This is a genomic window from Kitasatospora sp. NPDC096128 (assembly GCF_040303105.1).
Taxonomy (GTDB): domain Bacteria; phylum Actinomycetota; class Actinomycetes; order Streptomycetales; family Streptomycetaceae; genus Kitasatospora.
This window is the reverse complement of sequence record NZ_JBEOSP010000012.1, coordinates 49535-64584: the sequence shown is the minus strand read 5'-3', so window position 1 is coordinate 64584 and position 15050 is coordinate 49535. Positions and strand designations below refer to the sequence as shown.

Genomic DNA, 15050 nt, shown 5'->3' with positions numbered 1-15050 from the left:
CCTCAACCCTCGCCCGGCACGTCGGCGCTCCCCGTCGCGGCGAGCCGGGCGAGCTTGTCGCGCAGGTCGGAGAGCCGGGCGATCTCGGCGTCCAGGGCGGCGAGGCGGGCGGAGACCACGGGGGCGAAGGCCTCGTGGCCGGGATCCGCGGAGCAGCGCACCGGCGGGTCCTCGTCGAGCAGGTCGAACCGGTGCGCCCGGCTGACCAGGTCGTCCACCGTCAGCCCCACGGAGAGCAGTTGGCGGATCGCCCGGACCCGGGCGACCTCCCCCGGGCCGTACTCGCGCTGCCCGGAGGGGGTGCGGGACGGCGGGCGCAGCAGGCCGCGTTCCTCGTAGAACCGCAGGGCCCTGGGGGTGGTGCCCGCCGCGGCCGCCGCGTCGCCGATCCGCATCCCGCCTCCTCGGTGTCAGAGTTCGACGACGGTCGCTCCGAAGGTGTCGCCGGTGAACAACCTGACCAACGCATGCGGGGCCTGATCGATGCCCGTGACCGACGTCAGGGGGAAGGTGATCTCCCCGGCGCGCAGCCAGCCGGCGAGGTGCTCCTGCCATTCGGCGTTCAGCTCGGGGTGGTCGACGCCGGTGAAGCCGCGCAGGGTGAGGCCGAGGGTGCAGACCCGGAAGGCGTCGATCACCACGGGGGCGTCGCCGCCGGGTGTCGTCGGGTCGAGCTGGCCGGCCAGGGCCCCGACCACGGCGATCCGGGCGCCGCGCCGGGCCGCGTTCACGGCGGCGGTGAGCTGGTCGCCGCCGACCAGGTCGAGGACGACGTCGACACCGTCCGGTGCGGCTTCGGCGAGCTGCTCGGCGAGCGGGCGTTCGCCGGGCACCAGGGCGGCGTCGTAGCCGAGTTCGGCGGTGAGCCGCTTCGCCTTGGCGGGCGAGCGGGTGGTGCCGATCACCCGGCCGGCGCCGAGCAGTCGGGCGATCTGCCCGGCCAGGCTGCCGACGCCGCCCGCCGCGCCGGTCACCAGCACCACGTCGCCGGGGCGGAGTCCGGCGGTGCGGGTGAGCCCGCCGTAGCCGGCCGGGCTGGAGAGCAGGGCGAGCGGGTCCGGGAAGTCCGCCGGGACGGGGCTGAAGTGGGCGGCGTCGGCGACCAGTCGGTCCCGCCAGCCGGACAGGTGGGTGACCAGGTCGCCCGGGCGCAGCGGCCCGTCCGCCGGGGCGGCCAGCACCTCGCCGAGGGCCGGGCCGAACAGGGCGTCGCCGGGGGCGATGTGGGGGACCGGCAGGCCGGTGCCGCCGCCGCCGATCAGGGTGCGCAGGCCGGGGAAGACCAGGAAGGCCTTGTTGCGGACCAGCACCTCGCCGGGTCCGGGCGCCGGCAGCGGCTCCTCGGCGAGGGCGAAGTGCTCGGGGGCGGGCAGGCCGTCGGGCCGGGTGGCCAGTCGGACGACGCGGGCGGTGGTGGGCAGGGGCATGGCGGAGCTCCTCGCGCGGGAAGGCGGGAAGGCGGGAAAGGGGGAGTTCCCGCGGCGGTGGGACCGCCGCGGGAACACCCGGACGCTAACCCTTGACGCATGCGTCAAGGGCAAGCCCTGCCGTGCGGAAGGTGTCTGACGCGGCGTGGGAGCGGTGCCGTTCGAGGTGGTCCCGCCGTGTCAGCCGTCCGCGGAACCGTCCTCGGGATGGTCCGCGGAACCGGCGTCGGGATGGTCCGCGGAACCGGCGTCGGCGCCCTCCCGGGTGCGGCGCCGGTAGCGCAGCACCTGCCGCACCAGGAACGCCGCGGCCAGCAGGCCGAGCCCGATGGCGAACCACAGCTGGTAGCGGATCGCCGTCCGGTACACCGACCCGATGTTGGCGCCGGCGACGTATCCGAAGGTGCCCCAGACGGCCGTCCACAGCACGGCGCCGAGCAGGTTGAAGACCGCGAAGCGGCGCCAGGGCATCTCGGTCGTCCCGGCGATGATGCCGTTGTACTGGCGCAGCCCGTCCACGAAGCGGGCGACCGTGACGACCTTGCCGCCCTGCCGGGCGAAGAAGCCGTCGGCGCGTTCCATCCGGGCCGGGGTGAGCAGCACGTAGCGGCCCCAGCGGTGGACGAAGGCGCGCCCGCCGGTGTGGCCGATCAGGTAGCCCAGCATGTTGCCGAGGGTGGCGGCGGTGCCCGCGATCAGCAGGACGGCGGCGAAGTCCAGGTGTCCGGTGCCCGCGTAGACCGAGGCGAGCACCAGGACGGTCTGCCCGGGCACCGGGACGCCGCAGTTGTCGAGCAGCACGAGCAGCGCCACCGCGAGGTACCCGTAGTGGTCCAGCAGTGGCGCGAGCCCGGCGAGCGCCCCGGGCAGCGGGGTCGTGGGTGCGGGCACCGCTCGTCACCACCTCGCCCCGGGCAGCGCCCGAGGGCACGGGGTGGCGGCGGAGTCGGTCAGCGGTCCGCCTTGCGGGATTCGATGTTGCAGTCGGGGCCGGGGTAGACCAGGCCTTCGTGGCCGTCCTCGAAGCGGACCCGGTAGGGCGGCTCCCCGTTGGTACCGCGTACCTCGACGATCTCGCCCTTCTGGTCCACCATGCCCACCGACCTGCTGTGGATGTGGAGCTGGTCACCTACCGCTGCGTGCATGGTCGTGCTCCTCGGGTCGGGGCGGCCGCCCCGCCTCCGCGGTCGATCCGCCGTTCCGCTTCCACTGTGCTTCGGGCGCGGCGAGCGCGCAACGCCTCGGGCGGACGGGCCGCGCGGCACCGGTGGGGCGGCGGTCAGCGGGCGGGCAGCTGTTGCGCGAGGTAACCGCGCACCAGCCGCTTGCATTCGGCGATCAGCGCCGGATCGCCCTGCGGGTCCCCCCGGAAGGCCAGCTTCAGCACCGCGTCGGCCGCCTCCAGGGCGACCCGCAGGGCGAGCGTGGTGGCCGCCGGGTCGCCCGCCTCGAACAGGTCGCCGCCGAGGGCCTGCAGCCGCAGGGCGACGGCGGTGTTGTTGTCCACGCCGGAGTCCAGCAGGTGCTTCTCGTCGCGCACCCCGGAGGGGACCGCCGTGCCGGCGAGCCCGAAGTCCACCTGACCGAACCCGGGCACCGCGCGCTTCATCGCGACGAACTCCTCCACCGCGAGGTCGGTGAACCCGGCCGGGCCGACCGGGGCGGAGCCGGCCAGCCGGTCGTCCAGGCGCTGGAGGTAGTGGTCGAGGTTGCGGGTGGCGAGGGCGGCCAGCAGGTCCTCCTTGCCGGCGAAGAACTGGTACAGCGTGCCGATCGGCACCTGGGCGCGCTGGGCGACCTCCTTGGTGGTGAGGGCGGTCGCGCCCACCTCGTCCAGCAGTCCGGCGCAGGCGTCCAGGATGCGGCCGTACCGCTCCTGGCTGCGCTGCTGGACCGGCCGCCGCCTGGCCGGACCGGGGCTGTGCTGGAGACTCCGGGCGTCAACGCTCATGCGGCAACTCTGCCGCATCCGCTGTTCCGACGGCGAATCATCGGGGCGGGGGAGCGCCGGTGTTTCCGTCGGGACGGGAATCGACTGGTGGCCGGAGCTGAACGGCACGGTGGCGGGAAGGTGTCCACGGGTTGGCTTTGCTCTTGTCGTGGACGCGATGGCCGGTTCATACTCCTGGGGCGGATCACCTTGCGTGACCGGCACCTGGCTCTTCGTGGCGATCACGGGTCCGGTCGTGGATCGGGTCGTGGGTCCGGTCCTGGACCCGATCGCGGTTCCGAACGCCGTTCCGCGCGCGCATCCAGCTGTCTGTGGCGACGACGGGCGACACCGCCGCCACCCGAAGTCAGGACGGACCCGTGTGCCTCCACCATCTCCATCCGTACCGCGTCCCGTTGTACGCCGCCCTGCTGTCCCCCGTCCCGCTGTGCGTCCCGTCGAACGGAAGGAGGGGGTCGACACGGTGACCCTGTTCTCCACCGGGTGTGAAGCCCTCGATGCCGAGCACCGCCGTCAGTTCCTGGAGTCCGGGTACCTGGTCCTGCCCGGACTCCTCCCGGAAGCCCTGCGCGAACGCCTCGCCGCCGAGGTGGACCGATGGGTGGACGAGGGCCTGCGGGCCCGGTCGATCGCCGCCTGCACCGACCCCGAGCGGCACGGGCCGCCCCCGCTGCTGGAACTGGAGCTTCCCGCCCACGGCGAGCTGCTCACCCACCCGCCGCTGCTGCGGGCACTGACCGGGCTGATCGGCCGGTCCTTCGTCTTCCATCACCTGCACAGCGACCGCCAGGCCCCCGACATCCCCGGCAAGCCCTGGCACCACGACCGCGAGCCCAACGACGGCTCCGACCCGTCGCTGCTGATGGTCCACGCGCTGCACTACCTCAGCGGTCTGGACGAGACGGTCGGCAGCCTGGCCGTGCTGCCCGGCTCGCACCGGGACGCCGCCGACAAGGGCGCCCACGCCCACCACGGCACCGGTGAACTGCCCGGCGAGGTGGTCCTCGACCGGCTGGCGCCCGGCACCACCGTGCTGCTCGACTCGGCCCTGTTCCACACCCGCAGACCGGCGCCCGACGGGCCCGGCCGGCCCCGCTACTTCATCGACGCCTCCTACTGCCAGGTCGGAGCGCGCTGGCGCCCGGTGAAGCCCCATTGGCGGCAGATGCTCGCCCGGGCCCGGGAGCTGGACCTGGCCGACGGCCAGTGGCCCGACCTGTTCGCGGAGCACCACTTCACCGAGTACACCGGAACCGTCTGACCCGCCTGAGGAGCACTGCCGTGGAGATCGTCAGCGCCGTCGCCTACTCCGAGGTCCACCGGGCCTACCTGCGGGACCACCCGGTGGAGCGGACCCACAAGGCCAACACCAACCTGTACGGCGAGGAGAACCTCGAACGCGCCGACCGAGGGATCCCCGGCGGCTGGTGGCGGATCCGGCTCACCCGGGCCGACGTCCTCGGCGTCGTCCTGCCCTGGCACATCAGCGAGGGCGGCGAGCGCGAACTCGTCCCGCGCACCGGGCTGACCGTCGCCCGGGCGGCCGAACGCGTCCGCTCCGGCGGCGCCGGCTGGACGGCTGCCAACCCGGTCTGCGCGGCGAAGCTGCGGCTGCTCCGCGGGGCGCCGTTCACCGCGCTCTACCTGGCCACGGCGCCGGTCGACCACCCCGACTACGCGGGCCTGGTGGTCCGCCGCGGGCTGATCCACGTCGACGGCCTGCACCGCATGCTGGCCTGGGAACTGGCCGGACGGCTGCATGAACTCACCTCGCTGGAAGGGTACTTGGCGGGCGACCCGGCGGTCCTCGGCGCCCCGGCCGAGCCGGTGCGGCGGGGCCGGACGGCCCGGACGGCCCGGACGGGGGACGAATCGGCGTGACCTCCGCGACGCAGCACGTCCGGTCCACCCCGCCCGCCACCGGCTCGCTCAGTGCCCTCCTCGCCGGCCTCGCCCGCAACCACCCCGACCGGCCCGCCGTCGGCGACGGCGTCCGCACCTTCGACCACCGCGCGCTGGACGCCGCCGCCGGGCGGATCGCCGCCCGCCTGGCTGCCGACGGCACCGGCCGGGGCGACCGGGTCGCCCTGCTCGGCCCCCGGGACGCCCGGATGCTGGTCCTGCTGCACGGGGTGCTGCGCTCCGGCGCGGTCGCCGTGCTGACCGACCCCGAGTGGTCGGCTGCGGACCTGGCCCGGCGGCTGGCCGCTGTCGGCGTGCGGCGGGTGCTCGCCACCGAGAGCGGGCTCGGCGCCGGCCCCGCTCTCGGCGGGGCGGCCGCCGAGGTGGTCGACGTCCTGGCGGACGGGCCCGCCTGGCAGGGCGGCGGGCCCACCGGGGAGGACCTCGCGTACCTGTCCTTCACCTCCGGATCCGGCGGCGAACCCAAGGCCGTGGCCGTCACCCACGCCAACGCCGTCCACTACGCGCACGCCCTGGCCGCCCGGCTCGGGCTCACCGAGGCCGACGCCCCCCGGCTCGCCCACGTCACCACCCTCGCCGCCGACCTCGGGCACACCGCCTGGCTGCTGGCCCTCGCCACCGGCGGCTCCGTGCACGTGGTGCCCGACCGGGAGACGCGCGACCCCGGTGCCTTCTGGGCCGTCCTGCGCCGCGCCGGGACCGACACCCTGAAGACCACCCCCTCGCACCTGACCGCCCTGCTGGAGGGCCGCCCGGCCGACACCCCGCCGCTGCGCACCCTGCTGCTCGGCGGCGAGGCCCTGCCGCGCCGGCTCGCCGCCGCCCTGCTCGACGACGGCGTCACCGAGTGCCTGGTCAACCATTACGGACCGACCGAGACCACGGTCGGCGCGACCTGCTTCCTGGCCACTGCCGCGCGTCAACTGCCCCCCGGGGAACCGGTCGTGCCGATCGGCAGCGGGATCGGCGAGGTGCTGCTCACCGTGGTGGACGGCGCCGGACGGCCGGTGGCCGACGGCGCGGTGGGGGAACTGCTGATCGGCGGCCGGGGCGTCAGCGCCGGATACTTCGGGCGGCCCGAGGAGACCGCCCGGGGCTTCGTCCGGCGCGACGGCCTGCGGACCTACCGGACCGGTGACCTGTGCCGTCGGCGGGCGGACGGCGACCTGGTCTTCCTCGGCCGGGTGGACCGTCAGGTGAAGGTCCGGGGGTACCGGGTCGACCTCGCCGAGGTCGAGCGGGCCATGGACGGGTACCCCGGCGTCGCCGGCTCCGCGGCGCTGCTGCGGGAGACCGGCCTGGGGAGCCAACTGGTCGGTGCGGTGAGGCTGTCGGACCCTTCTGTCGGCGTCGCCGGGCTGGTCGACCACCTGCGCGACCGGCTGCCGGGCTACTCGGTGCCGCAGCCGGTCCTGGTGCTGCCGGAGTTCCCGGTCGGGCCGAACGGCAAGCTGGACCGGAGCCGGTTGGGGGAGTGGGTGGGCCGGCTGGTCTCCGAGCGGGCCGAGCCGGCCGGGGGCGCCGGGGCCGACGACGGTGGTGCTCTGGCCGAGGAGATCGCCCGGTTCTGGGCCGGGGCGCTCGGCCTGCCGGGCGTCGGGATCCGGGCGGACGTGATCGGCCTCGGCGGGGACTCCATCCTCGCCATGCGCACCATCGCCCTGCTGCGGCGCTCCGGACTGCGGGTCGCCTACGAGGACTTCTACCGGCACCCCACGGCGGCCGCCCTGGCCGGGGCGGCGGAGCCGGCGGCCCCGGCCCTCCCGGCGCCCCGCCGCAGCGGCGGCGGGCAACTCGCCCCCGCCCAGCGCTGGCTGTACGGCCTGCGGACCGTCCAGGACGTACGGCACTGGAACCAGTCGGTGCTGCTGCGCTGCCGCACCGCCGTCGACCCCGCCTCCCTCGCGGCGGCCCTGGCGGCCGTCCTGGAACGCCACCCGGCGCTGCGCCGGCCCGTCGGCCCGGACGGCCCCGGCGAACCGCTCGCGGTCGCCGACCTCGACCCGCTCTCCCACTCCCGCATCCCCCGTGCCTCGGGCGCGATCGCCGACACCGTCGCCGGGGTCTGCACCGGACTCCACCGCAGCCTCGACCCGTCGGCCGGACGGCTGCTGCGCGCCCACCTGTTCACCGGCCCGCCCGGCACCGACCAGCGGCTCGCGCTGATCGCCCACCACCTGGTGGTCGACGGGCTCTCCTGGCGGATCCTGCTGGACGACCTCGCCCACGCCTACCGCGCGCTGCTCGACCGGAAGCCGGCCGACCTGCCGCCGACGGCCGACTTCTACCGGTGGGCGGCGACGGCCGCGCCGCCTCCGCCCGCCGTCGAGCCTCCTGCGTCCGTCGGCCCCGGATCCGGCCCGCCCGTCCGACCGGGCACGCTCAGCTGGACCTTGGACGCCGACGCCACCGAGCGGCTGATCGCCCGGTACGGCGGCGGGGCCGGGCTGGAGGCCGTCCTGCTCGACGCCTTCGCCGGGGCCGTCGCCCAGTGGCACGGGGAGCCCCGGCTCGCCGTGGAGGTCGAGACCCACGGCCGGGACACCACCGGCGACCAGGGCGAGTACCTGGACACCGTCGGCTGGTTCACCGCCGTCAAGCACCTCGACCTGGACCCGTCCGCAGGCCCGGAGGAGACGGCGCGCCGGCTGCGCGAGGCGCCCGTCCGCCCGATGGGCGCGCCCGGTGGACTCCCCGCCGACGGACTCCTCGCCGACGGACTCCCCGCGGACGGGCGCCCGACGATCGGGTTCAACTTCCTCGGCACCTTCCGGCTGCCCGAGGAGCCCGCGCTGGACTGGACCGTCGCCGACGAGCAGGCCGGGGCGGCCCGCTGCGCCGGGGGCGACCCGCTGTACCGGCTGCGGCTCACCGCACGGGTGGTGGAGGACCGGCTGGTCGCCGACCTGGTGTACGGCTGGCCCGCGGTGGCGCACCACGCCGCCGAACGGATCGCCGCCCGCTTCGCCGCCGCGGTCGCCGCCGGGGCGGGGACACACCCCGCGCCCCCGCGGCGCTCGCCGCTGTCCACCTCCGGGCAGCTGCTGCACGCCCGGGTGGCGCCCACCGCCCGGGCGGCCGTCCGCGAACCCGCCCGGGTGCTGCTCACCGGCGCCACCGGCTACCTCGGGCGGCACCTGCTGGACGCCTTCCGGCGGCGCGGCGCCGTGGTCACCTGCCTGGTGCGGGCCGACGACGACGCCGGAGCGGTCCGGCGGCTGGCCGGTGAGCGGGCCGCCCACGTCGTCGCCGGGGACCTCGAACGGGACGGCCTCGGCCTCTCCCCGGCCGGGCTGGCACGGGCCCGGGAGGCCCGGATCGTGGTGCATGCGGCGGCGGACGTCCGGCTGGTCGCCTCGCCCGACGACCTGGAGCGCGCCAACCACACGGCGGTGCGCCGCCTGCTCGGCTGGGTCGACGAGCACGCCTCGCGGGCCCGGCTCCACCACGTCTCCACGCTGGCCGTCGCCGGCGGGGTGGACGGCCCGCCGCGCCGGTTCAGCGAGGCCGACCTGTGGATCGGCCAGCGGTTCCGCACCCCGTACGAGCGCAGCAAGTACCGCGCCGAGCAGGCCGTCCGGGCCTGGGCGGCCACCGGGCACGCCGCCTTCCTGTACCGCAGCGGCCACATCGCCGCGCACAGCCGGACCGGCGCCTTCCAGGCCAACCCCGGCGACAACCGGATCTACCAGCTCGTCCACGGCTACCTGCTGGCCGGCGCCGCCCCCAGCCGGCCGGACACCGCCTTCGCGTTCTCGCACGTGGACACGGTGGCGGCCGGGATCGCGGCGATCGCCCTCGACCCGTACGCCGTGCCCGGCGCCTACCACGTCGAGACCCCGTACCCGACGCCGCACGACGAACTGGTGGGCTGGCTCGCCGCGCACGGCCACCGCGTCCGGCTCACCGACGACCGGACCTTCGCGGCCGCCCTCGCCCGGGCCGAGCGCCGGCACCCGACGGCCGTCCGGCTGGCCGCCGCCTGGGCCGAGCAGGAGGAACGCAACGTCCGGGTGGACTGCGCCTACACCACCGCCGTGCTGGACCGGCTGGGCGTCCGGTTCGCCGCGCCGACGCCGCAGTGGTGGACGGCCGCACAGACCTGGGCCGCCGAGGCCGGCTACCTGCCACCCCGCTGAACCCTGCCACCGCCCCGAGCCCCCCGACTCACCGAAGAGCCCACCGAAGAACCCACCGACGAACCCACTGACGAAGGCGGACTCCGTTGTCCCAGCTCTCCCCCGTGCTCAAACAGGCCACCCCCGTCGTCGCCGTGCGCGGCGAAGGCCTCCACCTCTACGACGCCGCCGGCCGCCGCTACCTCGACTTCACCTCCGGCGTCGGCGTGACCAGCACCGGCCACTGCCACCCGAGGGTGGTCGAGGCCGTCCGCGAACAGGCCGGCCGACTGCTGCACGGCCAGTACACCACCGTCCTGCACGACCAACTGCTCACCCTCACCGACCGGTTGGGCGAGGTCCTGCCGCCCGGCCTGGACTCGCTCTGCTACGCCACCGCCGGGACGGAGGCGGTCGAGGCCGCGCTGCGGCTGGTCCGGCACGCCACCGGACGGCAGAACGTGATCGTCTTCGAGGGCTCCTTCCACGGCCGCACCATGGGCGCGGCCTCGCTCACCACCGCCGGGACCCGCTTCCGGGCGGGCATCGGCCCGCTGCCGCCCGGGGTCGCGGTGGCGCCGTTCCCGGCCGCGTTCCGCCTCGGACTGTCCGAGGAGGAGGCGGTCGCCCACGCCCTGCGCGGGCTGGACGAGGTGCTGGCCACCGTCTCCGCGCCCGCCGAGACGGCCGCCCTGTTCGTCGAACCGGTGCTCGGCGAGGGCGGCTACGTCCCCGCCCCGGCCGGGTTCCTCGCCGGACTGCGCGAGCGCGCCGACCGGCACGGCCTGCTGCTGGTGCTGGACGAGGTGCAGACCGGCTTCGGCCGCACCGGCCGGTTCTGGGCCCACCAGCACGAGGAAGCCCACCCGTACGGGGCGGGCTTCCGGCCCGACGTGCTGATCACCGCCAAGGGCCTGGCCAGCGGCTTCCCGCTGTCCGCCATCGCCGCGCCGACCGAACTGATGCGGCGCGCCTGGCCCGGCTCCCAGGGCGGCACCTACGGCGGGAACCCGGTGGCCTGCGCCGCCGCCCTGGCCACCCTGGACGTGCTGCGCGAGGAACGGCTGGTCGAGAACGCGGCCGAACAGGGCGCACGGCTGCTGGACGGTCTGCGGACGGTCGCTGCCGGGGTGTCCGGCATCGGCGACGTCCGCGGTCTCGGGCTGATGGCGGCCGTCGAGTTCTGCCGACCGGACGGCTCGCCCGACCCGGAGACCGCCCGGCGGGTCCAGCAGGCGGCGGCCGACCTCGGGCTGCTGCTCCTGCTCTGCGGGATCCACCTCAACGTGGTCCGGATGATCCCCGCGCTGGTCGTCACGGCCGCCCAGGTCGACGAGGCGCTGGCGCTCTGGTCCAAGGCCGTCGCGGTCGGCGCGGCGGTCGAGGCCGGTGCGGCCGGCGCGGTCGGACCCGGGCGGGGGGAGGCGTCGTGAACGAGCACACCGTGACCGAGATCGGCTGGAGCAGCCTGGAGTTGGAGGCCCGGCGGCAGATGTGGTCGCTGCCGCTGAGCGACGGCGAGCGGCAGCTGCTGTGGGCCGATGCCCGGGCCGGGGGCTGGGGCGCGGGCGAGCCGGTGCGCGCGCGGCTGCGGACCTTCGTCCGGGAGGCCGTCGACTCGGTGGGGCTCGTCCACCTCGGCAACCTGGTCGACCCGGCGCGGCCGGAGCGGGAGGTCACCGAGGCGCTCCCCTTCCTGCTCCGCGACTACGGCCGGATCGTCCCGCAGAACGGCCGCGGCGACCTCATCTCGGTGCTGCGCGACCGCGACGGCGACGGCAACACCGAACTCGGCTTCCACTGCGACACCTGCGACCTGCTCGTCCTGCTCTGCCTCCAACCCGCCTACCACGGAGGTGGGTTGACCAAGCTCGCGAGCGCCCGGCACGTCCACGACCTGATCGGCCGGGAACGGCCGGACGCCCTGACCACCCTCGGCGAGGACTGGACCTTCGACCGGACCGGCCGGGCGGGCCCGCAGCTGGTCGTCACCCCGATCCTCTACCCGAGGAAGGACGGCACGATCGGCTGCTACTACCAGACCCGCACCGTCCGCTCCTCGCCGGACCGCGGCGGGCCGAGTCTGACGGACCGTCAATGGGAGGCGCTCGGCGTGCTGGACGAGGTGCTGTACCGGCCGGAGATCGCCTTCGGCCTGCCGATGGCCGCCGGGGACCTGCTGATCATCCGCAACAGCCGGGTGCTGCACGGCCGTTCGGCGTACATCGACGAACCCGGCCGGTACGCCCGGCGGATGCTGCGGATCTGGCTCAACGAGGGGGAGACATGGACGCCGTGAACCGACCGCTCGGGAAGGTCGCCCTGGTCACCGGCGGCGGCAGCGGGATCGGCCGGGCCTCCGCGCTGGCCCTGCTCGGCGCCGGCTGGACGGTGGTGCTGGCCGGCCGCCGCAAGGACGCGCTGGAGGAGACCGCCGCACTCGCCGTCGACAGTGAAGGCACTGAACCGGAGCGGGTGTTGGCGGTGCCCACCGACATCCGCAGCCCCGAGGAGGTCGCCCGGCTGTTCGACGCCGTCCGCGACCGCTACGGCCGGCTCGACCTGCTGTTCAACAACGCGGGCGCCGCCGCCCCGCGCCGGCCCATCACCGAAACGCCCTTCCAGGACTGGAACCGCGTCCTGGACACCATCGCCACCGGCAGCTTCCTGTGCGCCCGGGAGGCCTTCCGGCTGATGAGCACCCAGCACCCGCAGGGCGGCCGGATCATCAACAACGGCGCGCCCTCCGCACACGTGCCGCGTCCCAACTCCTCCGCCTACACCGCCGCCAAGCACGCCGTCCACGGCCTCACCAAGGTGCTCGCCCTGGACGGCCGTCCGTACGGCATCACCTGCGGCCAGATCGACGTCGGCAACGTCAGCCCGCCGGACGGTGCCCCGCAGCCCGCCGCGATGCAGGCCGACGGGACCATGGCGGTGGAGGCGACCATCCCGGTCGAACGCTTCACCGAGGCCCTGCTGCTGATGGCCTCGCAGCCGCCGGGCACCACCATCCAGTCCCTGGTGGTGCTGCCGGCCACCATGCCGTTCCTCGGGAGGGGGTGAGCCGTGCTGGTCAGCGCCCGTTCCTTCGCCGAGTACCGCGCGATGTTCGCGCTCACCGACCGCGACCTCGACCAGCGCGTCCTGGACTGCCCGGGCGGGGCGGCGAGCTTCGTCGCCGAAGCCGGGCGGCGGGGGATCGACGCCGTCGCCGTCGACCGCGAATACGCCGTGCACCGGGAGGAGTTGGGCCTGCTGGTCGAGCGGGAGAGCAGGTTCAAGCGGGAGCTGCTGGTCCAGGAGACGGCGGGCTTCACCCCGTCCTGGTACGCCGACACGGACGACCTGATCCGGCAGTGGAGCGCCAACGCCCGGCTGTTCCGGGCCGACATCGCCGCCCGCCCGGAGCGCTACGTCGCCGGGGCGCTGCCCGAACTCCCCTTCCCGGAGGCCTCCTTCGACCTGGTGCTCAGCTCGCACCTGGTCTTCTCGTACGGCAACCGGCTGGGCGAGGAGTTCCACCGGGCCGCACTGCTCGAACTCGCCCGGGTGGCGCGGCGGGAGGTCCGGCTCTTCCCCTTGATGGTGTACGACACCCGCGAGCGGTACGGGGGGCTGGAACGACTGCGGGAGGAACTGGCCGGGGCCGGGATCGGGAGCCGGGTGGAGCGGGTGGCGTACGAGTTCCAGCCGGGGGACGGCGAGATGCTGGTGCTCTCCTGCGCCGGGTACCGCGCACCGCCCGCGGCGGCGCCCCCGGCCACCGCCGTCGACCCGGTGCGGTGGCGGCACCGGGAGGCGGCACGGCCGGGGGAATGAATTGCCGCGAGCAGTCATCGGCCGGATACTCGCCGTAGTGGGCCGCGGTGGTGGATCGCCGCGGTGGACAGCCGTAGGTGGATCGCCGTGGAGCGGTACCGACGAAGGAGAAGATCATGGCCGGCAAAGCCAGCATCGTTTTCGCCCACGGGCTCTGGGCCGACGGGTCGTGCTTCAGCAAGCTCATCCCCGCGCTCCAGGCCGAGGGCCACGAGGTGTACAGCTCGCAGCACGGCCTCGACTCGCTCGAGGGCGACGTCGCGTGCGTCACCCGGGCCATCGAGCACGTGCCGGGCCCGGTCGTGCTGGTCGGGCACTCCTACGGCGGGACCTTGATCACCAAAGCCGGCGTCCACGACCGGGTGGGCGCCCTGGTCTACATCGCCGCGCTCGCTCCGGACGAGGACGAGACCTCGCAGGGCCAGCAGGAGAAGTTCGCCCCCATGCCCGTCTTCGGCCAACTCGACATCGCCGACGGCCGCATCTGGCTCCGCGAGTCGGGCCTCGGCGACTTCTGCGGCGACCTGCCGGCGGACGAGCAGAAGCTCGTCCTCGCGACCGGCGCCGTGCCGGTCGTCGACCTGTTCAACCAGCAGGTCCCCGGCACCGCCTGGCGCACGAAGCCGAGTTGGTACATCGTCGCCAACCACGACCGCACCGTGAACCCCGACCTGGAGCGGGCCGCTGCCGAGCGCATGGGCGCCAAGACCTTCGACATCGACAGCAGCCACGTGCCGATGCTCTCCCACCCCGACTTCGTCCTCGACGTCATCCGCGACGCCGCGAAGTCCCTGGAGCCGTAGGGCCCGTCCTGGGCCGGCGGCCCCGGAACCTGGTGCCGGACGGCATTGTCCGACAAGATGCTCCGGTGGCGAACTTCACCCGTATCTGGACGATGACCCGCACCAACTTCCACGCCGCCGACCCGGTCGAGCGGTGGACCGCCCGCGCGGCCTGGGCCCTCCTGACCGCGACGGCCTGGCTGCTGGTGATGTTCACGACCGTCTTCGGCGCCGAAGTCGCCGGAGTCCCCATGGGCACCGTCGGCCGACTGGCGGTCGTCCTCACGGTGGCCGTCCCCGTCGTCTCCGTGCTCGCCGTCACCTCCCGCCCGGACGGCCGCGCGGGGGCGCCGGCCCTGACGATCCTCCTCCTGCTGGCGGCCGTCGTCCTCGTCGTCACCTTCATCTGAGCGGGGCCGGAGGCGTACGCCCGGTGGTGAGCGCCTGGCGCACGCTCATGTGTGTTCGGCCAGGGCGGCCTTCTGGATCTGGATCAGGAACTCGGCGTTGCCCCCGGTCTGCCGGAGCCGGTCGACGAGCTTCTGCAGCTCCGCGAGGACCATTCGCTCCAGGTCGACGGCCGTGGCCGGGCGGGGTTCAGAGGGTTCGGGCGGCGCCGAGTCGTCCGGGGCGGCTGCCCCGGCCTCCGATTCGGCGCCGAGCAGACCGGTGGCTTCGCTCATGAGGAGCCTCTTCCGTGGGACGGGCGGTCGTGGGGTCGCGGTCCAGGTGCCGGGTGTGCTCCGGAGGGCGCGGGGAAGCGCCCGGGGTCGGATGGCCTGCGCTCGACACCCCCGTGGGACAGATCGATCAACCGGGCACAACGGAACGGGACTTCGGAGATGGGGGGTTCATCGCCGCCCCGCGTGCGCGGCGGGGCTTGGGGCGAGTGGCGTCTCGGCGGACGGTGCCTCATGGGAGCGAGCACCTGGGTGTCCGACTCATCGTAGCGACGTGTGACCCGCCAGGGCGACGGTATCGCGGCGGAGGGCCGTCCGCTTCATACCTGCTCGGGCCGAAGGTCGGT

At 75.0% G+C, this 15050-nt stretch carries 15 protein-coding genes; 9 read left to right on the top strand and 6 right to left on the bottom strand.

The features are described from left to right. Positions 1–2: 2 nt before the first annotated feature. The 5 genes from ABTY61_RS15860 to ABTY61_RS15840 all read right to left on the bottom strand — a co-directional run bounded on the left by ABTY61_RS15860 (position 3) and on the right by ABTY61_RS15840 (position 3378). On the bottom strand, positions 3–395 hold the full coding sequence (locus ABTY61_RS15860) for a MerR family transcriptional regulator (RefSeq protein WP_350505557.1): 393 nt from the start codon (positions 393–395) through the stop codon (positions 3–5). Positions 396–410: 15 nt separating this feature from the next. Then, positions 411–1427, bottom strand: a complete 1017-nt coding sequence (locus ABTY61_RS15855; RefSeq protein ID WP_350505556.1) for an MDR family NADP-dependent oxidoreductase — start codon at positions 1425–1427, stop codon at positions 411–413. A 180-nt stretch (positions 1428–1607) separates the two neighbouring features. After that, positions 1608–2318, bottom strand: a complete 711-nt coding sequence (locus tag ABTY61_RS15850; protein ID WP_350505555.1) for a DedA family protein — start codon at positions 2316–2318, stop codon at positions 1608–1610. A 59-nt stretch (positions 2319–2377) separates the two neighbouring features. Beyond that, positions 2378–2572, bottom strand: a complete 195-nt coding sequence (locus tag ABTY61_RS15845) for a DUF1918 domain-containing protein (RefSeq protein WP_350505554.1) — start codon at positions 2570–2572, stop codon at positions 2378–2380. 134 nt (positions 2573–2706) lie between these two features. Then, a complete protein-coding gene (locus ABTY61_RS15840; protein ID WP_350505553.1) occupies positions 2707–3378 on the bottom strand; it encodes a TetR/AcrR family transcriptional regulator in 672 nt (223 codons plus the stop codon). 463 nt (positions 3379–3841) lie between these two features. Between ABTY61_RS15840 and ABTY61_RS15835 the strand changes: the two genes are divergently transcribed. The 9 genes from ABTY61_RS15835 (at position 3842) to ABTY61_RS15795 (ending at position 14433) form a co-directional block, all read left to right on the top strand. Then, positions 3842–4639 (top strand): phytanoyl-CoA dioxygenase family protein, encoded by a 798-nt coding sequence (locus ABTY61_RS15835; protein ID WP_350505552.1) that lies wholly within the window; start codon positions 3842–3844, stop codon positions 4637–4639. Positions 4640–4659: 20 nt separating this feature from the next. Beyond that, entirely contained in the window at positions 4660–5259 is a 600-nt protein-coding gene (locus ABTY61_RS15830) for a DUF6309 family protein (RefSeq protein WP_350505551.1), read from the top strand. Then, entirely contained in the window at positions 5256–9440 is a 4185-nt protein-coding gene (locus ABTY61_RS15825; protein ID WP_350505550.1) for an SDR family oxidoreductase, read from the top strand. Before ABTY61_RS15830 ends, ABTY61_RS15825 begins: the two co-directional genes overlap by 4 nt. Before the next feature lie 86 nt (positions 9441–9526). Next, positions 9527–10852: an aspartate aminotransferase family protein gene (locus tag ABTY61_RS15820; RefSeq protein WP_350505549.1), complete on the top strand. Its 1326-nt coding sequence runs from the start codon at positions 9527–9529 to the stop codon at positions 10850–10852. Beyond that, positions 10849–11718, top strand: a complete 870-nt coding sequence (locus ABTY61_RS15815; RefSeq protein WP_350505548.1) for a TauD/TfdA family dioxygenase — start codon at positions 10849–10851, stop codon at positions 11716–11718. Before ABTY61_RS15820 ends, ABTY61_RS15815 begins: the two co-directional genes overlap by 4 nt. Then, positions 11706–12485 (top strand): SDR family oxidoreductase, encoded by a 780-nt coding sequence (locus ABTY61_RS15810; RefSeq protein WP_350505547.1) that lies wholly within the window; start codon positions 11706–11708, stop codon positions 12483–12485. The genes ABTY61_RS15815 and ABTY61_RS15810 overlap by 13 nt, the downstream gene beginning before the upstream one ends. Positions 12486–12488: 3 nt before the next feature. Next, positions 12489–13241, top strand: coding sequence for a methyltransferase domain-containing protein (locus ABTY61_RS15805; RefSeq protein WP_350505546.1), 753 nt, complete (start codon positions 12489–12491; stop codon positions 13239–13241). 116 nt (positions 13242–13357) lie between these two features. Beyond that, complete coding sequence (locus ABTY61_RS15800) at positions 13358–14044, top strand: alpha/beta fold hydrolase (protein WP_350505545.1); 687 nt, start codon at positions 13358–13360, stop codon at positions 14042–14044. Positions 14045–14109: 65 nt separating this feature from the next. Further along, complete coding sequence (locus tag ABTY61_RS15795; RefSeq protein WP_350505544.1) at positions 14110–14433, top strand: hypothetical protein; 324 nt, start codon at positions 14110–14112, stop codon at positions 14431–14433. Between the two features lie 45 nt (positions 14434–14478). Here the strand turns inward: ABTY61_RS15795 and ABTY61_RS15790 are convergent, their stop codons facing one another. Further along, positions 14479–14706 (bottom strand): hypothetical protein, encoded by a 228-nt coding sequence (locus ABTY61_RS15790; RefSeq protein WP_350505543.1) that lies wholly within the window; start codon positions 14704–14706, stop codon positions 14479–14481. Positions 14707–15050 lie beyond the last annotated feature (344 nt).